At 43.3% G+C, this 19,418-nt stretch carries 14 protein-coding genes and 3 pseudogenes; 7 read left to right on the top strand and 10 right to left on the bottom strand.

Annotated features, from left to right (window positions below; genetic code table 11):
- Positions 1-162: 162 nt before the first annotated feature.
- Positions 163-1,521, bottom strand: coding sequence for a TrkH family potassium uptake protein (locus FHS18_RS33655; RefSeq protein ID WP_409348596.1), 1,359 nt, complete (start codon positions 1,519-1,521; stop codon positions 163-165).
- Positions 1,522-2,019: 498 nt separating this feature from the next.
- Here FHS18_RS33655 and FHS18_RS33650 point away from each other — a divergent pair, with 498 nt between their 5' ends.
- The 4 genes and pseudogenes from FHS18_RS33650 to FHS18_RS33635 form a co-directional block, all read left to right on the top strand.
- Positions 2,020-2,874, top strand: coding sequence for an ABC transporter ATP-binding protein (locus tag FHS18_RS33650; RefSeq protein ID WP_183604754.1), 855 nt, complete (start codon positions 2,020-2,022; stop codon positions 2,872-2,874).
- Positions 2,871-3,563, top strand: a complete 693-nt coding sequence (locus FHS18_RS33645; protein WP_183604753.1) for a fluoroquinolone export ABC transporter permease subunit — start codon at positions 2,871-2,873, stop codon at positions 3,561-3,563. Before FHS18_RS33650 ends, FHS18_RS33645 begins: the two co-directional genes overlap by 4 nt.
- A 23-nt stretch (positions 3,564-3,586) precedes the next feature.
- Entirely contained in the window at positions 3,587-4,312 is a 726-nt protein-coding gene (locus tag FHS18_RS33640) for a hypothetical protein (protein ID WP_183604752.1), read from the top strand.
- 140 nt (positions 4,313-4,452) lie between these two features.
- Positions 4,453-4,866, top strand: a pseudogene (locus FHS18_RS33635) (GbsR/MarR family transcriptional regulator); the annotation flags it as partial.
- Between the two features lie 71 nt (positions 4,867-4,937).
- Here FHS18_RS33635 and FHS18_RS33630 read toward each other — a convergent pair.
- On the bottom strand, positions 4,938-6,782 hold the full coding sequence (locus tag FHS18_RS33630) for a cation:proton antiporter family protein (RefSeq protein ID WP_183604751.1): 1,845 nt from the start codon (positions 6,780-6,782) through the stop codon (positions 4,938-4,940).
- Positions 6,783-6,828: 46 nt separating this feature from the next.
- The gene (locus FHS18_RS33625; protein ID WP_183604750.1) at positions 6,829-7,530 is read right to left on the bottom strand and encodes a YetF domain-containing protein; all 702 of its coding nucleotides are present in this window, start codon (positions 7,528-7,530) and stop codon (positions 6,829-6,831) included.
- Between the two features lie 472 nt (positions 7,531-8,002).
- Here FHS18_RS33625 and FHS18_RS33620 point away from each other — a divergent pair, with 472 nt between their 5' ends.
- Positions 8,003-8,590, top strand: a complete 588-nt coding sequence (locus FHS18_RS33620; RefSeq protein WP_183604749.1) for a DUF421 domain-containing protein — start codon at positions 8,003-8,005, stop codon at positions 8,588-8,590.
- Positions 8,591-8,694: 104 nt separating this feature from the next.
- Here FHS18_RS33620 and FHS18_RS33615 read toward each other — a convergent pair whose 3' ends face one another.
- The 7 genes and pseudogenes from FHS18_RS33615 to FHS18_RS34790 all read right to left on the bottom strand — a co-directional run.
- Positions 8,695-9,120: a TIR domain-containing protein gene (locus FHS18_RS33615; RefSeq protein ID WP_183604748.1), complete on the bottom strand. Its 426-nt coding sequence runs from the start codon at positions 9,118-9,120 to the stop codon at positions 8,695-8,697.
- Between the two features lie 977 nt (positions 9,121-10,097).
- Complete coding sequence (locus tag FHS18_RS33610) at positions 10,098-11,384, bottom strand: IS110 family RNA-guided transposase (protein ID WP_183604747.1); 1,287 nt, start codon at positions 11,382-11,384, stop codon at positions 10,098-10,100.
- Between the two features lie 542 nt (positions 11,385-11,926).
- Positions 11,927-12,226, bottom strand: a pseudogene (locus FHS18_RS33605) (potassium transporter TrkG); the annotation flags it as partial.
- Between the two features lie 743 nt (positions 12,227-12,969).
- Entirely contained in the window at positions 12,970-13,626 is a 657-nt protein-coding gene (locus tag FHS18_RS33600; protein ID WP_183604745.1) for a hypothetical protein, read from the bottom strand.
- A gap of 74 nt (positions 13,627-13,700) precedes the next feature.
- Positions 13,701-14,591 carry a S8 family peptidase gene (locus FHS18_RS33595; RefSeq protein WP_183604744.1) on the bottom strand — a complete coding sequence of 297 codons (891 nt, stop codon included), beginning with the start codon at positions 14,589-14,591 and terminating at the stop codon, positions 13,701-13,703.
- A gap of 54 nt (positions 14,592-14,645) precedes the next feature.
- A complete protein-coding gene (locus FHS18_RS33590; protein ID WP_183604743.1) occupies positions 14,646-15,677 on the bottom strand; it encodes a hypothetical protein in 1,032 nt (343 codons plus the stop codon).
- A gap of 911 nt (positions 15,678-16,588) precedes the next feature.
- Positions 16,589-16,774 (bottom strand): annotated as a pseudogene (locus tag FHS18_RS34790) (prolipoprotein diacylglyceryl transferase family protein); the annotation flags it as partial.
- On the opposite strand from FHS18_RS34790, the gene FHS18_RS33585 reads away from it, so the two are divergent.
- Together FHS18_RS33585 and FHS18_RS33580 are read left to right on the top strand one after the other, a co-directional pair.
- Entirely contained in the window at positions 16,684-17,178 is a 495-nt protein-coding gene (locus FHS18_RS33585; RefSeq protein WP_221401567.1) for an NAD(P)/FAD-dependent oxidoreductase, read from the top strand. The pseudogene FHS18_RS34790 and the gene FHS18_RS33585 overlap by 91 nt on opposite strands.
- A 502-nt stretch (positions 17,179-17,680) precedes the next feature.
- Positions 17,681-17,884, top strand: coding sequence for a transposase (locus tag FHS18_RS33580; protein ID WP_183604742.1), 204 nt, complete (start codon positions 17,681-17,683; stop codon positions 17,882-17,884).
- Positions 17,885-19,418 lie beyond the last annotated feature (1,534 nt).

The following is a 19,418-nucleotide window of genomic DNA, read 5'->3' as shown; positions in this document are numbered from 1 at the left end:
CAAAATTAAAAGGTATGAGTCCGATACAATACCGGACTCATACCTTACGAGTAGCTTAACGATAGTGTCTAGCTTTTGGGGGTCAGTTCATTCTGGTCGGCTGCTATTGTGTTTTGAGGAGCTATTGTTCAACAAAAGTCCAATGCTAAATTTGTTTTCCTTTCAGCCAATGAGAATTTTTTCTTCTGGATACCTTATTTTGTTCTTTTGTAGTTCTTTAGTTAATGCCAGTGCTATGGTTATCGGTCCCAACCGACCAATAAACATGAGGACCATAATAATGATTTTACCTATTGCGCTAAGCTCTGGCGTTACCCCTAAACTTAATCCAACTGTTCCGAAGGCTGAAACTGCTTCAAAGGCTAAGTTCATGAGCGGAATGCCCTTTTCCGTAATGTCGAGCAGGAATGTCGCAGTGAACACGAGCACTATCCCCATCAACGAAATGGCAAGCGCCCGGAACACAAGATCTTGTGGAATTCTTCTCTTTAGGAAGGTGATATCCTCCCGTTGTTTAACAAATGTCCATACGACTAGGATGAGTAAGAAGAACGTTGTCACTTTAACGCCTCCTGCTGTAGAACCAGATGCCCCACCGATAAACATCAAGCCCATGGTCAGCAAGATTGAGTCACTGTTCAACTGAGTTAGATCTAGCGTGTTGAACCCTGCTGTACGCGGAACCGTTCCGTGGAAGTATGAAGAAATTATTTTGTCCTTTAGTGAAAACGAGTCTATTGTACTCGGATTGCTATACTCAAGTAAAAATATGAGTAGGGAGGCCGTGACATTCAGAATTAAAGTTACCCATATGACGGTTTTAGTATTAAGTGACCATTTGCGATAATTTCTTTTCTGAACGACATCCATGATGACCGTGAAACCTAATCCCCCCAAAATATATAAACATGAAAGGATGAGATTAATGGGGAGATTACCAACATAGGCTGTCATGCTGCTATAGTTCCCCATAAGGTCAAACCCCGCGTTATTAAATGATGAGATGGAATGAAAGATCCCATAGTATAGCGCCTTCCCCCAACTCATCTCTTGGCCCCAAACTACAGCCAATAACAAAGCTCCAATCCCTTCAAATATTAAGGTCCCGATAACAACGATCTTCACTAGTTTGACTATTCCGGATAAATTAAACTGATTCAGTGCATTTTGGGCAAGCAATCTTTCGGAAAGTCCAATTTTCTTACCGAGTAACATGGCTACTAGGATACCTAAAGTCATAAATCCCAAGCCACCTACTTGTATGAGAATCATTAACACGCTCTCACCGAAAGCAGTAAAGGTTGTTGCCGTATCGGTCACCACTAAGCCAGTGACACAAACTGCTGAAGTCGCTTCGAACAGAGCATCCAGGAATGTTAATTTTACTCCGGGATGTTTGGAAATGGGGAGCATCAAGAGTATCGCCCCAATTAAGGTGAGAATCAAAAATCCGATTGATAGTACTTGTGGTGGGCTGAACCGTGTCATCCTCCACCTATTTTTTTCTTTTTTCAATATTATCCCTCGATTTCATTTCGGTTTTCTTATGTTCCGACCAAGTATTGTAACCTATTCTAATCACAACTTGCATTTTGAACAAGCCGCCCTCCGAATTTGAGCATATGATTGACCATAATGTCTTTCATCGAATACTGGTATAAAATCCCCAGTTATTTATTGACTTATCCTGACTGTAGCGCGATGAGGTTGTAGTGAAATCCTCCAGATGAGGCGTGGAGCATACTCAATGCTTAAACATTCTGCTTGAATTGTTTTGCGATCCGGCCTATACAGGAGAAAAAGCTGTTATACAAACCCGGCATCGTCATAAGTGAGTCATTGTAAGGATGGTTGTTCTCGAGCTAGTCCCCCCTCCACTTCAATCTTTACTTTGCTCACATGCTGTATTACAATTACTACTAATTCCATATCTGACGTAATCCGGAGGAGCCTGTCACCAAGGGCTCCTTTTGCTTTTTTTTACGGAACAATTTGTCGATTAAGGGAGTGGAATAGGACATGATTCATGTTAAGGGGCTTCGGTACACGTATCCAGACGCCGAGCTACAAACGTTGCACGGGCTCGACTTCTCCGTTCATGCGGGAGAAATTTTCGGGCTTCTCGGTCCATCTGGAGCCGGTAAAAGTACGACCCAAAAAATATTAATCGGCACCCTCAAGCAGTACGAAGGATCGGCCAAGGTATTGGGGTCCGAGATTCGACAGTTAGGAACCGATTACTACGAACGTATTGGAGTCGCCTTTGAGTTTCCAAACTTCTATAACAAATTTACTGTTCTTGAGAATCTCCGCTTGTTCCGCTCCCTTTATAAGGTTGACACTATTAATCCCATAGAGTTGCTTTCAGACGTTGGACTCGAAGAGGCTCGAAATTTAAAAGTATCGCAGCTATCCAAGGGGATGAAAATGCGGCTTAATTTTTGCCGTTCCATTCTCCACTCTCCCGAGATCCTCTTTCTCGATGAGCCAACCTCCGGGCTTGATCCGGTAAATGCACAGATCATTAAAGAAATGATTTTGAAGATACGAGCAACTGGGACTACGGTTATCATCACGACCCATAACATGCAGGCGGCCGAAGAGCTATGTGACCGTGTGGCCTTCATCGTAGACGGACAAATCAAGCTCATTGATTCGCCAAGAGAATTGAAGCTTCGACTCGGCACAAAACAGGTAAGGGTGGAATATCGGGATGGAGATCGCTTGCGTGCGAAGGAGTTTGATCTGACTGGTATCGGGTCGAACGAACATTTTCAACATATCCTTCGCCGCTATCCGATTGAAACGATTCACTCCAGCGAGGCGACATTGGAGGAGATATTTATCCGGGTTACGGGGAGATCGCTCTTATGAAGAGACTGTGGGCTGCGGTACAGTTCGACGTGCGCTTTCAGTTTCGACACGGATTCTATACGGTTTATGTACTCGTTTGCGTGCTCTACTGGGTACTGCTTTACTTCATACCAAAAGGGCACAAGGAAACCGTTACGATGTTACTGACTTTCTCCGATCCAAGCGCAGTGGGATTAATATTGGCCGGCGGAATCGTTTTGCTGGAAAAAGATCAAGGGATTCACGCCAGTCTATTTGCTACCCCGCTTCGTCTGCAGGAGTATTTGCTGGCTAAAGCCATTTCCATTTCACTGCTCTCGTTGGCTTCAGCTTGGGCTATTCATGGCGTTGCCATAGGTCTATCGGACAATCCTCTTCTTTTCTCAACAGGCGTGGCGCTTACCTCCAGCATGATCACTCTACTATCAATCGGAGTCGTTGCAAATACGCAATCGATCAACGGATTTATTTTGCTCTCTCAGTTGTATGCCTTACCGTTCGTCATTCCGCTTCTCGGATTATTTGGGATTGTTTCACCCTATCTCTATGCCATCATCCCCACCACAGGCTCGCTTGTGCTGCTCCGTTCTGCATTTGAAAGTGTCTCTTATACAGAGATCGCGTTTGCCTTGCTCATTCTTTTGCTTGGTAACTACTTCGTTTTTACTTGGGCGCGACGATCGTTCAGTCAGAAGATCTTTTGCAATTAATTCGGGATGGGGGGCGTACGACGATGAACAAATATCGGGCGCTGTTAGTAACCGATACCCGACAAATTATGACGGATCCAATGCTGATGGCCAGTTTATTCGGCCCTCTTCTTCTTCTCGCTATAGCCAGATTTTTCTTTCCGCTACTCTCTGATTGGTTTGAACGGCAGTACCAGTTCGTTCTAACCGAGTATACCGATTTTTTTGCCGCTTTTTTGCTCCTCTTCATTCCATTATTACCAGGTTCGATGGTCGGTTTGTTGATGCTGGACGAACGAGATGAAAATATGATCGCTTATTACGCTGTAACCCCGCTTTCCCGAGTAGGTTACTTTCGATACCGGTTGTTTCTGCCCTGTCTACTGACGCTGTTGCTCAGCAGCGCTTTTATTCTCTACTCGGGGATTACCCATTTGCAGATAGAAAGTTTATATATTGTCGCTTTGCTTGTACTGGAAGCCCCTATGATAGCCCTATTCCTCGTGTCGTTTGCTTCAAATAAAGTCGAAGGGCTGGCAATGACCAAAGCAAGCGGCCTGCTCTTTGCGGGTCCAATCGTTGCTTTCTTCGTTCCCGAGCCTTGGACCTATGCCGGGGCATGGATCCCTACCTTCTGGACGACTCAAAGCTATTTGGCAGGAATCGCTGAAAATTCGTGGCATGCCTTTGGATGGTTTATTGGGGGAGGCATTTTTCAGACCGCTATAATCGGCAGGTTGCTTCGCTCATATCTGAAACGAAGCGATTGAACCCACTTCATTAATTTTTTTAGGAGGCGGAAGCGTGAATAAGGATGTGCTTCATATCGTCACAAGCGTCCTCTGTATTTTGATTCCTATAGTTGGCCTTATATAGGGCATATGGGATAGTTATCAGCCTAAAACAGGACCAGAATGAACCGGTCACTTTGGATCAGATGAGTGAGACCATGGGGATGAGCAAGACGTCGATGAGCACTGGCGTACGCACCTTAATGGACCTGAAGATGATCGATAAGGTTTGGGGAAAAGGCTCTAGGAAGGATTTTTACGAGGTTGTCCCGGACTGGCACCAGAACTTTGCCGACTTTTTTGCGATCAAATGGCGCAAAGCTGTTGAGAGCAATATGTCCTCCTTGAAGAAATCTTTGAAAGAAAAACGCGCTTTACGCGAGAACGACTCTACTAATGAACAGCTGCAAGAACTAATCCGCATCGATGAAGCAAAGATTAGTGAAGCGCTTAAATATTATAAATGGTTGGACCGGCTTATCGATTCGCTGGAATCGGGCGAAATCTATCAATTCATTCCGAAAGAGGAGTAGCTTGGAACGGCGCAAAGCAAACAAAGGAGTCTGTGATCTGCAGGCTCCTCCATTCACGTATGATTCCTCCCTCATAATCCTCTTAATATTTGCCGAAATTTTTCAATGTTCTCCGGACTTCCGCTTAATAACAATCGATCTCCAAACTGAATGGCGGTACGTCCATTCGGTATGATGACCGTGTGCCCACGATAGATACGAAGCACCAGCACATGAGGCGGAATTGGAAGTCCCATGAGGGGCACACCGACATACTTGGCCCTATCCACTAGGATCTCTCCCAAAGGCTCATCCTCAGAAATAAATCGAAGTGCGCCCGGATGCTCGATCAAAGCCAGAAGAACACGGCGCGCCGCATAAAGTGTCGAGAATACCTCAAGCCCTTCATCCCTCATTCGTTGATGAAGCTCCGGCTCTTCGATACGTACAATCACTCTAGCCATTGACAATTGCTTCGCATAAGTTCCAATCTTCGCATTGAGATGATCCTCCGCAGATGCTGCAATGATGATATCAGCCTCGAATGCTCGCGCGTCCAGCAACGTCTCAACCGTAAGTTCCGGAACTAGGCAGACTTGCTTACCGAGCTGCATCCTATCTCCTTCTTCGACTTGGTTCCGAATATTCCAGTTTGCCGTATACAGATGGATCTCACATCGATTGTCCTTCATCAGTTCCTTGCTGACAGGAATCGTAATATGATTGAGCCCAATCATGGCAATCACTTGCTTCCGAACCTGCTGTCGGGGGGCCAGCTTGTTGAACAATACAGGAAATAATAAACAGCTCACGATCGCAACTAAGATAAATGCGCCATGCAGCTGCTTATTGATGATGTTCAACTCCAGGGCCAGTGTGGCTGCCGCAATGACCAGACTAAGCTTGGAGGATAAGAGGAATGCCGAACTTAACACCTCACGGAAGGAGAACCATCGCTTTAGATACAGCATTGGAATGAACTTTGCTATAAACATGAGAACCAACAAAAGCGGAATAAGGGTCAGCGTTTTTGGATCCGTCAGCAACGGCCGAATCTCCAAATTAACTCCGACCATAATAAAAAAGATGGGAATGAGAAAACCGTATCCGAAGGATTCCAGCTGATGAACGAATGTTCTCTGCGGCTTAAGCATCGACACAATGATGCCCACCATGAAAGCGCCTAATATGTTCTCTACACCCAGCTTCTCGGATAAAGATACCACGCCAAGCAGCAAGGCGAAGATGGCCCTGGTGCTAAACTGTATCGAGCTTTTGCTGAGCACCTGGTACAGTTTTCCCGACGCCTGTCCTCGTATAAATATAAACGCCAGCCCCAGAATGACGAAAAAAACAACCAGCATCAGCATATCCGTCATTTTGTGAGACAAAGCGCTTACATAAACGGCGAGTAGAATCATCGTGAAAAAATCAGCTAGCACGGTGACGAGCAGCAGCGTCTGGCCTAAATTCGTAGAGAGCATTCCGCGCTCCTTTAGCACAGGAACTACGACGCCAAGAGATACCGTACTGATCATTAGCGTCGTCAGAAACACCTGATCGACATAGCCATAATATTGCAACAGAAGCGATAATCCGCTCGAAACTAGGAAGATACAACAGAAGATAATAATGGCAGATACAAGCGGGTTGATCTGATTCGAACCCTGGTTTGGTTTTGACTTGGCCAGTGAGAAATCGATCTCCAAACCGCTAAGAAACATGAGATAAATAAATCCAAGCAGTGAGAGTAATTCCAGCCAATTATTCCCGCTGATGAGCTGCAATCCACTCTTTCCTATGATCAGCCCTGCGATGATTTCCGCTACCACCACGGGCAATACTCGAAGTCGGAGCTTGTACAGCACAATGGGAATGATAAAGGAAATGCCGACAACAATGATTAAGCCACTCATCGTGCTGCTTGTCTCATGCATTCGTAAACCTCTCTTTCGTGGAGCGCTTGTCTGCCTTCAAGTCGGACTAAATCGGCTCCTTATTTACAAATAGCGTTCCATCCTGTTGCAGCTCCGCATAAAAAACGTCCTCGATGCTCGCGATGCCATGATTGTTCAATTGTTCCATCACCCAAGTCTCAGTAATGTTCAGCTCGTCCAAATTTTTCTTGACGATTTTTCCGTCCGAGATGACTTCGGAGGGGAGGAATGAGAATGTTGGGGTCGGGATGCTCAAATCGCCTTTTGTAACGGGCTGCTTGTATTCCTTCTTCAAAATACTGAGCTCACCGTTCGGCTCTAATATCGCATAATGGACGTCTAGCATGCTAAAAACGCCTTTCTCACGAAGCATCATGCTTAAATCGTCGAGATTCAGTCTGGTCGCGCGCAGCGCATTCTTCAAGATACGTCCTTCCTTGATCACGATAGTTGGCTGGCCGTCGACTAATATTCTGGCCTTGCTGGACTTCAAACCGATGTAACCGACGGCGATTGTAAGCAGCGACCACCAGATTAAGCTCGTAAGCCCGTTCAAGAAAGGCGTTTCGCTTTCACCGGCGATATCCGCAGCAATTGAACCGATCGTTATGCCGGTGACGTAGTTAAAAAAGGTCAATTGGCTGAGCTGTTTCTTTCCCAAGATACGAGCTAATGCCAGAAGGATAAGGAATGAAAGGGTTGTTCGAACAATCATTTCCCAAAAATCGAGCTTCATAAAGTCATCCATTGTATCAACCTCATCTTTCTATATGTATACAAGTAACCACGGGCTTACTACTTATCTTGAGCCGGAATGGAAAAATTATGTATATACCTAAAAGGAACAGCGTCGTTCCAAGACGCTATACATTGCCTCGGAACGACGTTGCTTTATTATATGCCTGCTTATTATCTGAACAACTAAATAGCCCTGTGCCAAGAGCTCCTGGTTTCTGCTGCCGTTCCGCCCACAGTCCATCTGAATATCATCAACAATCAGCAGCATCTGATGATGTCTTCAGATCTCTTCAATACGACGGAGCCATGGTTCACTTGCTTCATTCAGATCGCCTCCCCCCGAAGTGTCTCGAGCAATACAGCTGCCGGCCAATCGATGCCATTAAAGCATGAATAAAAAACTCTTAGATTTATTCGTTATATTCCAATCGATCACAGGGAAGAAATGCAGGGAGGACATCAAATACGGAGGAGGAACAGATATGCTGGGACATATCGGGCAGTCGTTATTGTTTGCATTGACTAGTATCGTCCTGCTGCGCATTGCTGGACGGAAATCAATCTCGCAAATGACGATGCCCCAAATTGGGATTTTACTCACCATTGGATCGATCGTCGGTTCGGAGGTAAGCGGCAAAGGTATCGGAAAATCCATTGCAGCCGCCGCTGTTTTCATCGCCGTGCTAATTGCCGTCGAATGGCTGACGTTAAGATCGAATACTGTTGAAAAATTTCTTAAAGGTGTCGCTATCCCTGTTGTTGTGGAAGGACAAGTTTTGACAGATTCTTTAAGGCGGCTACGCATATCTGTAGATGATCTGGAGAAAAGACTTCGTATGAAAAGTGTTGCCAACGTGCAGGACGTCAAGATCGCAACGATTGAAGTAAATGGCGAACTAGGGTTGGAGTTGTTCCCTCATGCAAGGCCTGTCACTTCAGGTGAAATAGAAGCCTTATTGAAAGCCTATCTCCCGCAAACGGCTTCTCCCAGCACTTCAACTGCCTCCCCAAGCTTGTTTACGGAGGTGCTGCAGCCCCAGAGCGAAACGATTCCACCGCAGCTGCAATAACACAAATAGGACGCGTCCTCGCGCGTCCTCCTTTAATTCTATACCTTGATATTAGTCCTCCACGTCCCAAGTGGCGGACGAAGCTAGTCCGCCTGATAACATGATCAAGTTGAAGCTGTGAGCTGCTGGATAGCAGTAATAATCCTTGTTGCATTCCAATCTATAATTTGATCCGCAGCTTGCCGTACAACAGGTGAAAGGATACGATGATCGTCGCGCATGACTGCAATGATCGGCAGCTGGTATTCATTTTTGCATGCCACGATCTCCTTGCTGATCCAATCAAAGAAGCTTGGGTACACCCCCGCTAGCAGCAGCATGGCATCGCACTCTTTCATCTGTTCTCGAATCAGCTCATACCGCTGTCTACCCTGGTATACGGTACTTCGGGCTAGCTGTAGTGCAACACCTTCGATCTGATAAGAGAAGTTGTCCGCTTGCTCGAGTAGAGTGTGCAGGTCGTTGTAGGCGCTGTCGAAATACCAAGAGCAGCTCATATATAATTTATAAGGTTGTCGTTCTTGCGCCATATCTATCCTCCTCAAAAGACAGAAAGAGCCTGTATTTGACAGACTCCCCCTTCACCACCGTAAGTTATTGCATCATGTTATGCCTATTATATGCTGAAAACGCTTCATTTGGAACCCGTAACATCTTACATCTAACGGGAGTCCCCATATCCGGTCCACCTCAGGGATAACTCCGGCAGCACTCAGGTGTAGATGCTGCACAATTATAGAACACAATTCTGGCCGCGTTGTTTAATGCTTGCACGGAAATTCGAGTCTTCTTGTTGGATCTGGAATTTCGCCGCAACCAAGCGATACCGCCTCTTCAATATCCCCGCGAACCAATCGTAATCTCGCGTTCAGGCCCCTGCTTCAGCATGCTCCGCATGTCGTGGCCGGAAGGATTTTGAAAAATCATGAGTCCGAATTCGGATGCGACTGTCAGATGAAAATAAAGTATTAGACTGGAATCGTTGAATTACCAGTGTTTTTGATTTGAAGAATCGTCGGCTTTTTAAGAATAAGTTTTAGACTGATCCATTAAAGAAGCAGCGGCGGACCTGGACTTGAAAAATAAAGTCTTAGACCGCCGCTGTTGTCATTAAACTAACGTCTCCCGTCCCTCGGTTTTAAGGGTTAATCTCACATATACTCACTTATTCGCAGGATTTCATCACCTAGGACTAGATGAATCTTAGGATAAGGTGCACATGATACCGGTTGAGGTGGTGGGCTGGGCATGTGGAAATAGAGGAACGGTTAGGAAAAATTCCCCAGATACTTTCTACTGCACACATGCTCCACTAATCCCTTGGGGTTCACCCTCCCATGACTCAACGGGTCATTGCCCTTACAATCCTTCGTTATACCTGTCCAAGGTGTGGAGACCGATAGCGTTTAGCGGATGGGTCTTAGCCCTTATGGAGAACGAACTCGGTCCTCGTGCTTTCTTTGTGAAATCCCGCGAATGAGTCAATATACGTGATACTTCTTAGTCTTTAAGCTGCTTCTGTCCAGTTCAAAATGGTCTTCTCAGGCGCAAACTTCTCTCCTCGTTGAACAATACCAACTAGGATCCGTGCTAGTTTCCCAATTAACTTAAAGATAGACTGCTGCTTTTTCAGCTTCTTTTCTTGCAGATTGTGTTCATGCAGATGGCGGAAAACGGGATTATTCCAAACGAGCTGAACCGTTGCGAGATAGAGATATTTTCGTAAGGCGGAGTCTCCTCGTTTCGAAAGAACGATTTGACCTTTTCGCTTTCCGGACGTACTTTGGGCTAAGTTGAGACCAGCCTTCCGTAATACCTGACGTCCGTGTGCATACTGCCTTAAATCCCCTGTACCAGCTAATATAGCCGCGGTGAAGATCTTCCCGAGTCGTTTTATGGTGCGAAGTTGCTGCGCCGTCGGAATCTCTGAAAGTAGTGCTTCGATGTCTTTTTCGATCTGTTCAAGCATCGTGGTTACGCGCTCAAACTCCTCTATGAGCCGCTTTAAATCTGCTTTCGCTTCCTCAACAGCAGCTTGTTCGCCAACACTTCGTTTAGCTTGTGCGATCAGCTGCGCGGCCTTCTCGGTCCCCGTAGTGCCTCCGGCACGCTGCATATGGACTCGCCAAGCGCTAATGACATCCGATACTGTAAACCCTTCAAGATCCTGTGGGCAAGGGAAGGTCTTGAGAGTCGCCAATGAACGCTTACAAGTCCAGTCTTTGAATACAGACGGATACTCCGGAAAACGGATGTCCAGCCAGCGTACGATTCGATTCTGGAGCCGTACGCTATTCGCCACCCAAAATTCTCGGTCACTCATCATGGTCCGCAAACGCTGGAATACAAGTGACTGACGTGTGTACTCGTAGTAGAAGCCTCGGCTGACGGAATCTGCTATGGTAAGTGCATCTTTAGGGTCATTCTTTGACGGGCTATTATCCCGATTTTCTTTATTCCGTTTCGTTGTGGCTGGGTTGACCATGACCACGTGTACGCCTTTATCTGATAACCAGTTGGCCAGGTTGAACCAGTAATGCCCGGTTGGTTCCATGCCAATAATGAGCCTTTTCAATCGATGTTTAAGCTGCAATTCACTCATCCAGCGGCTCAGTTTTTCAAATCCTTCGATACTATTGGGAAATGAGAGATGGCGTTTCGAAACCACAATTCCACGGAAATTCGTAGCCTGTGCGACGTGCGTTTCTTTCGCCATGTCGATCCCTACGATGAGATGCGAGGTGGTAATTTGTTCAATCCGTTGATTTTGTGCGTCTGTTTGCGTAAACTTCATAGTAAGAGCGCCTCCTCTGATGTGTTGTCGACAAACCCATCATACCGAGGCGCTCCCTTTTTTACAAAGCTCATTTCTTAAGCTCTACAGGATTGTTTGGCTTAACAACAGCTTTCTTTTTTGAAGGAGCCAAAGCCAAATTCAATGGTTACCGGACCAGATGCAGGAACGCAGCAGAGCGATGCATCACGTGGTTCTCCGGCACTTTCAAATTCCGAATCCTCTTTGGTGAAAAAGATTTCCCATGCATTTCCGTCCGGGTCATGCACCCAAACCTTATCTTGCACTGCATAAGAGCGTGGATACTTCAACGACACACAAACAGCAGCCGATTTTCTGGTCGACTGCTGTTGTGCCTTGTGGATCTATTGTTCCTAGTTAGTCCAACATATTAGTTTTAACTCAACCGATAAGAATTTTTTCTTCTGGATACCTTATTTTGTTCTTTTGTAGTTCTTTAGTTAATGCCAGCGCTATTGTTATCGGTCCCAACCGTCCAATGAACATAAGAACCATAATAATGATTTTACCTATTCCGCTGGAAGTCCAATTTTTTTACCGAGTAACATGGCTACTAGGATACCAAGAGTCATAAAACCTAAGCCACCCACTTGAATGAGAATCATTAACACGCACTCACCGAAAACAGTAAAGGTTGTTGCTGTATCGGTCACTACTAAACCAGTGACACAAACTGCAGAAGTTGCTTCAAACAAGGCATCAAGGAATGTTATTTTTACTCCGGGATGTTTGGAAATGGGAAGCATCAAGAGTAGCGCTCCTACAAGGATGGGGATCAAAAAACCGATTGATATTACTTGTGGCGGGCTGAACCGGGTCATCCCCCATCTATTACTTTTTTCTTTTTTCATTCTACTCCCCCAATTCTGTCCCCGACCATATATTGTAATCTATTCTAATCACAACAGGTTCCTTGTACAAGCCACCATCCGAATCAGAGCATATAATTTTCAGCGTGTCTTTCCTCGAATACAGAAACTAAAAATCCCCTATTATAAACTAAATTATCCTGAGCTTAAGCGCAATGAAGGCAGTCTCTCTTTGTGGTAAGCTGCCCTCGGAGTTTAGAAATGTCATGTTTGATGGCGCGGTGGATACGAGCGTTATTTTCCCCGTGTCGCCGTCGTGGTCGGTGATCGCCGTAATGGAAACCCCATTCTTCGCCCTTGTCTCGCCTTAACTCCTCGTAACTGTCGGTCGTACCGGCTTTCACGAGTGGAAGCTAAAATTGCGGTTGATGAAGCTCACCAAGGGTGAGTTTTACGATCTCCGATTCTATATTAAGGCGCTCTTGATACCAGAAATCGGCTATCCACCGATCAGTCCTCCAGCTTGTATTCCCTCTCTTTATAGTATAGGCAGTGCATGCTTCAGTCGTAGGGTAATAGAGTCTGTTTACTCTCTTATCCAACAGCTACGTTGATTTAGGAGTTGAGAATAATTTTCAGTTACGCCTAACATTACAGGTTCGTCCGAAATAAAAATATCAGCGTTACCGATACGATACGGTAACGCTGATCAGTCTATATTTTCATTCGAGAATCTATGAAATATGCTCAATCAATTAAAAAATATATTCAAAAACCTTCTCATTATTTTCATTATAAGCAGTTACTAGGTTAGCTTTCTTTATTTCTCCTAATGTAACATCCATAAATGATTTATTCTCGTTGCTTAGATCTAGAATATTTGTTGTATCATCTGAGTATCTTACTACAATTCTTTTAATATTTTTGTCGTTTATGAAACCAAGAACCATTTGGTATTTACGGTGTAATTCATCAAATTCCCCCGCAGATTGAACAATAGAAAAAGGACTCGTCGTATCTTCCGGATAAATATCTAAATATACTGTATTGTACTTATTACTATTACTATTATGCGTTGAATAAAGATATCCTACATAATCCTTATCATTATATACTAGTGTAAATAATGTAAAGATTCCATTATCAATTTCTTCATTTTTCTCTATCTTGTAATTTTCCGCTTTAAGACCATAGTATTTTTCAAATGATTTCTCAATCAATTCATTTAAGTTCTTTGAAGTAACAACATCTTTTACAGAATGTGCATCAATTTCATGGATTTTCTCTAGTATATCGCTTCTTTGACCTGCATTTGATGCTTCCTGTGTTATATTTGCTTCCTCATTTTTAGCGCAAGAGGTTATAGCCACCGTAATAATAAATAAGAGTATAAATGTATTCAAAGTTTTCATTATGTCCCTCCTATGGTATTTCGTTGTCATAACCGCTCTCAAACATAGAGAAAATCGTCGGTATAGTGAAAGTTTCACCTAATTATTTTTATTGTTCTATATGAGCCTTTCCACAATGCGTAATAGCTATATGACATGTCATTTAGATAGTCTTCAATATCACTTGGATTATAAGTAGGATGTTTTGAAATAATTGCAGCAACTAATGATGTAAGAATTGGCGCAGCCACCGATGTACCTGAAAACTCCCTTATAGTATTCAATTCTGGACCAACCGACCTAACATTTTCACCAGGCACATAAAATTTTATCCTTTCATTAACTGTAGAAAAATTAGAAATATTAAATTGATTATCCAATGATCCGACTGATAGCAATCCTTTGATGTCAAAAGACGCTGGGTAAAGAAACTCTTCTTTTGAAGTATTTCCCGCGGACACCACAAATGTTACACCTTGTTTAATCGAATTATTAATACATTTATACAAATCCGCATTGTATATATGAGATGTTAATGTAATATTAATAACTTTAACTCCAGATTGAACTAGCTTTTCAATTCCATTTATCAACTCTGTAGATAATAAATGACTAGGATCTATATTGTAAGTATATAATGGCATGTTAGGGATTAGTCCACTGAAACTATTAACAGATGATGGGTTAGCACCAATAACAGCACTCACACTTGTCCCATGACCGTTTGTTTGTTCACTGTAATTTGAGAGATTTACAATGTTAAGATTAGGATGATGAGCATTAATTCCTGTGTCAAGTATGCCAATCTTAACCTTTTTAATCTTTTCAATTTCGAATGATTCTTTATTAATATTCATCATTTCTAATAATTCTGAATTATAAACGGATGAAAAATAATGAGTATCACTGTATTCCCTACTGAATAAAAAAAATGAAATCCATATAGTAGCTAAAGTTGTTATTATCTTATATCTAAAGGTAAACATTCATTTCTCCTTAATAAAGGTAAAAAGAGGGTTAATACCCTCTTTTTGCGATAATCACTTAAAGGTTCCTGCATAATGCCAAGGTGTACCATCGTAGTCTACCTCTGTAATTGCATATTGGTGCCACCAAGTTCCTGGAGCAACACTTAAGCCAATTCCTGCCCATTTAAAACTAACACTTGCTGAGACAGAGGCTGACAACAAGAATCGTACATCTGTATAGCCTTGTATAAATTCATTTCCAGATGTAGTATTTTTTCCAGTTTCATAAACATGATTTGATAAGTTTTCAACTTGTGCTGTAACAAATCCACCAGACCCCCCTGAAGAGGCACCGGTATCATTGACGTATTTAGTAGACCAATATTCAGAGTTAGTATAACCATTATTTAGAACTTGATAATAATAGGTATCGTTTACTTTAGCCCAGTAAGTATTACCTGTAAATGTCCATTCTGTTGTTGTTGTATATTGACCAGAAGATGATACAGGATTCCCCACCGTAATAGTCTCACTTTGATTCCAAGGACCTTCAATTTGTGTCGCATCGTTAGTTTTATACGATTCATCTACCTCTCCAGTTTTCACTGTTGAAACATTTGCTGTAAATGAACTTCCATCTGGGTATTTTACTGTGACTTTACCATTACCATGAAGGTCTTTTAGTTCTTGCTTGACTAATTTATCAAAACCTTCTGTTGATGGAGTTTTCGTATCAAATAAACTTGCAATTGCTTGTTTATCTAAGTTTAGAGCACGCTCACGAACTTCATCAGGATGACTTAAAAAATAATCATCTGGTAGTCTGTCATTCAGATCTATTATAATGTTATTTTTTTCTATAGTATTAGCTAGTATATCTAGTTTTGCAAAATAAATAGCCTCTTTATTTGACAAACCTGAATCAATAGCTTCTTTAATCAACTGATTTTCGGTTTTACCGTTATGACCGAGACTTGTTGCATAGTTAACTTTCAACTTGCTAAGATCATTATCTGTAGCTGCAGATACTTGATTTACACTTGGGCACAAAAGAATAACTGAAAAAGCAAAACTTGCGATTAGTTTTCGGTTTTTTTTCAACATTAGCAGATACTTCCTTCCATATTATTTTAGTTGGGATCAGCATATTTCTCTGGCATATTAAATAAATAAACAACAACCCTCCTTTCAAAAAGATTACTAAATTTCACCATATATTACACTTTCAACAAAAAGGTAGTTTTTCCCTTTGTTGTATAATGCAAATATGTGTCCAATATGTGAACGTCTCAAAATACCCCAGCGTAAACGAATTTGTGCTAACTCAGGAAGCAAAGAAGATTAAATGAATCAGTATAGTTTTAATCCGATTTGTAGGTATTAGAAAAAGGACGCAGTTCACTTTTGGACCTGCGACCTTTTTGTTGACTGCCTTTTGCTTCACCTTTTTGTAACCGCGGAAATTATTCATGTTCTTGTCTCTACTAGGCTATGTATGCATGACAATAGATTACGTTGGAGAATGTATAAGGCGGCGCCAGGAAAGTAGTCGACTATTTGGTAAGAGCGGGCCGCGGGCGTATTTCTTAGTCTGTGGTCAATCAAGACCGCCTAACTAGATGAACTTTATAGTTTTTTTAATTAGCTATTGACCACATCGGCAGCTTTATTAATTTAACGGATAGCTAAACGTGAATTGTATAGGAATCTTCTTACTTGGCTGTATATAACGCACGACCCCATCTGCAAAGATTATCGCTTGGATGGCAAATTACAATTGTCCCATTCGGCCGGTGAAATGCTCATTAATCCGAAACAGGCCCATGATGGTATGGACATGATCGTACAGGACTGTATTATGTCATGCCCGAAAGCTATCCAATGCCTTAGCGATGCCCCCACGTTCTTGTCACAGCCCGGCAATGTACCCAAGTTCTTGTCATCGACTAATGACAAGAACTTGGGTACATAAATATTAAACTCCACATATTTAGGGGAGTCGATTGTACGTATGTATTTGTCATCCGACATTCAGAGACCGGACCGCCATGTGCTCCCTGATTCATGAAATTTCCCCATCTGCCAATCATTTGTCCAGTTATAAGAACTGGTGCGCATAGATCTGCAATCCGCCAAAAGTCATATCCCTTTCTTCGCGTGTAAAACCAAGCCGCGATTAAGGCACCAATTAGCGCTGAAAAAGATTGTGGATGGGCTTGGAGACGGTCGTGAGGTTACTGTCGTCGGAGGTGGTTTTATCGGTGTAGAAATGGCCGGGGTGTTAGCTGAACTCGGACTACGCGTAACACTTGTCGAGGCAGCTCCGTATATGCTCGCTCCATTTGACAGCGACATGGTTAAAATCGCCGAGCGTGAAATGCAGGCCCAAGGTGTTCGGCTGCTGCTGAGCGATTCGGTCACGGCCTTTCACGTACAAGAGGATACCACTATTCAAGTGGCGCTCAAGAGCGGTGCTTCCCACAAAGCGGAATTGGTGATACTAGCGATTGGCGTAGCTCCATCGACGGAATTTATCCGAGACTCTGGCATCGAACTTGGACCAAAGGGTCATATTCTTGTCAATGACGCTGCAAACCAACTATGACAGCATTTATGCGGTTGGTGACGTAATTGAAGTTATGGACTTCGTGAGTGGGCGTAAAACCGCTGTCCCACTTGCTGGACCCGCCAACAGACAAGGCAGGATTGTCGCGGATCATATTAGCGGACTGGCTACGAACTATAAAGGATAGCAGGGCAAGGCGCTAATATTAAGATCGCTGCAGTTGTCTCCGACATTATTGGGGGTAAGCAGCCTCGATATGATGAGCGCCATGATCCAGGAGAAGAAGATCCAGAAAAGCTGGCTGCCCTAGCGCGTCGGTCGCTTAAGAGAAAGAAAGAAGAGCTGGAATTGGCCTTAAAGGGTAACAAGAACCCCCATCAACGGATCATGCTGAAGACGATGCTCACGCATGTCGATTTTCTAAATGAACAGCTTCTTGAGCTGGATCTGGAGGTAGACAAACGGCTCGACCCTTTTCAGCAAGACCTTGAGCGGCTAGATACCATACCAGGGATCGGAAGGCGTACCGCAGAACAGATCCTTGCTGAAGGTTGGAACCGACGTCGGTTCGCGCTTCCCATCCGCCGCTCATCTCTGTTCGTGGGCAGGATTAGTACCAGGGCAAAATGAAAGTGCCGGAAAACGAAAGTCCTCGAAAACACGCAAAGGCAACAAATATCTCCGAGCGGCACTGATCGAAGTCGCCCACTCCGTATGCAGATCCGACAACTACTTGGGAGCATAGTACCGGCGCATCGCCGCCCGTAAAGGCCGACACCGAGCGGCTGTGGCTGTCGCCCACTCCATCATGGCTATTGTTTATTACATTCTGTCACGGAAAGAGGACTACAAAGATTTAGGCGGCAATTACTTTGAACAGCGACAGCAAGAAATGATTGTAAGACAAGCTGTACGAAGGCTCGAGAATCTTGGTTTTCAAGTCGAGCTCTCTTCCTCCGAGGCCTCTTAAGGATCCGATATCTCATTCATCTCGTTAAGCACAGGTTTTAAAAAACATAAAAGCTGGGCTTAGTTTCGTGCTGCCATTTTTGGGTGTGTGCTAAGAGTAATTTTCGGGGTAGCTTTAACTTTGGCTGGTTGCCGCACCTGTTAGTTCATTGTCGTTGCAGTTGAACTGACATTGTCTGAACTGCCCGACTCTTAATTCAGTGAATCTGGTACTCGTGATTTAATCCATTTAAATGAGAATCATCTTCAATTACGTAAAACGATACAGATTCTTGTCACCAATCGGCAAACGATATATGTTCTTGTCATTTTTAAAGCACTACACTAAACTTCCTGTTAGCTTCAACTGTAGCTGATCGTCGCGACTTGCTAGTTCATTGTCGTTGCAGTTGAACTGTCATTGTCTGAACTGCCCGACTCTTAATTCAGTGAATCTGGTACTCGTGATTTAATCCATTTAAATGAGAATCATCTTCAATTACGTAAAACGATACAGATTCTTGTCACCAATCGGCAAACGATATATGTTCTTGTCATTTTTAAAGCACTACACTAAGCTTCCTGTTAGCTTCAACTGTAGCTGATCGTCGCGACTTGCTAGTTTATTGTCGTTTCAGTTAAACTGCCATTGTCTGAACTGCCCGACTCTTAATTCAGTGAATCTGGTACTCGTGATTTAATCCATTTAAATGAGAATCATCTTCAATTACGTAAAACGATACAGATTCTTGTCACCAATCGGCAAACGATATTTGTTCTTGTCATTTTTGAAGCACTACACTAAGCTTCCTGTTAGCTTCAACTGTAGCTGATCGTCGCGACTTGCTAGTTCATTGTCGTTGCAGTTGAACTATCATTGTCTGAACTGCCCGACTCTTAATTCAGTGAATCTGGTACTCGTGATTTAATCCATTTAAATGAGAATCATCTTCAATTACGTAAAACGATACAGATTCTTGTCACCAATCGGCAAACGATATATGTTCTTGTCTTTCGCTTTTGACAAGAACATATATCGTTAAAATAAAAAAAGCCGCAAGTATGCGACTTTTAAGGATATATGTTCTTGTCAACCGACAGTATATAATGTCATACATTATATACGACTTTCTCAAATCTGCAGTTTATAAGTTCGTTCTTTCCCTCAAAGTTCGTCTCTTTACATAGCTATAACTGTAGCCGATTTTTTTTCCATGCAATGACGGCAGCCGATCTTTCTGAACTGCACCCCAATTGTTAGACAGTGTCTAACAATTGGAGGTGCAGTTTTTTTGTCCAAGTTTAATTTAGAGTTGAAAATGGAGGCCATT

Origin of the sequence: Paenibacillus phyllosphaerae (genome assembly GCF_014192105.1) — a bacterium.
In the GTDB taxonomy this organism is placed as follows: Bacteria; Bacillota; Bacilli; order Paenibacillales; family Paenibacillaceae; genus Paenibacillus_Z; species Paenibacillus_Z phyllosphaerae.
This window is presented reverse-complemented; position numbering and strand designations above follow the sequence as displayed.

What these genes read in the sequence shown, in the direction of transcription:
- FHS18_RS33650 (WP_183604754.1), top strand. Translation starts at nt 2,020, where the DNA reads ATGATTCATGTTAAGGGGCTTCGGTACACGTATCCAGACGCCGAGCTA.
- FHS18_RS33645 (WP_183604753.1), top strand. Translation starts at nt 2,871, where the DNA reads ATGAAGAGACTGTGGGCTGCGGTACAGTTCGACGTGCGCTTTCAGTTT.
- FHS18_RS33640 (WP_183604752.1), top strand. Translation starts at nt 3,587, where the DNA reads ATGAACAAATATCGGGCGCTGTTAGTAACCGATACCCGACAAATTATG.
- FHS18_RS33630 (WP_183604751.1), bottom strand. Translation starts at nt 6,782, where the DNA reads ATGCATGAGACAAGCAGCACGATGAGTGGCTTAATCATTGTTGTCGGC.
- FHS18_RS33625 (WP_183604750.1), bottom strand. Translation starts at nt 7,530, where the DNA reads ATGGATGACTTTATGAAGCTCGATTTTTGGGAAATGATTGTTCGAACA.
- FHS18_RS33620 (WP_183604749.1), top strand. Translation starts at nt 8,003, where the DNA reads ATGCTGGGACATATCGGGCAGTCGTTATTGTTTGCATTGACTAGTATC.
- FHS18_RS33615 (WP_183604748.1), bottom strand. Translation starts at nt 9,120, where the DNA reads ATGGCGCAAGAACGACAACCTTATAAATTATATATGAGCTGCTCTTGG.
- FHS18_RS33610 (WP_183604747.1), bottom strand. Translation starts at nt 11,384, where the DNA reads ATGAAGTTTACGCAAACAGACGCACAAAATCAACGGATTGAACAAATT.
- FHS18_RS33600 (WP_183604745.1), bottom strand. Translation starts at nt 13,626, where the DNA reads ATGAAAACTTTGAATACATTTATACTCTTATTTATTATTACGGTGGCT.
- FHS18_RS33595 (WP_183604744.1), bottom strand. Translation starts at nt 14,591, where the DNA reads ATGTTTACCTTTAGATATAAGATAATAACAACTTTAGCTACTATATGG.
- FHS18_RS33590 (WP_183604743.1), bottom strand. Translation starts at nt 15,677, where the DNA reads ATGTTGAAAAAAAACCGAAAACTAATCGCAAGTTTTGCTTTTTCAGTT.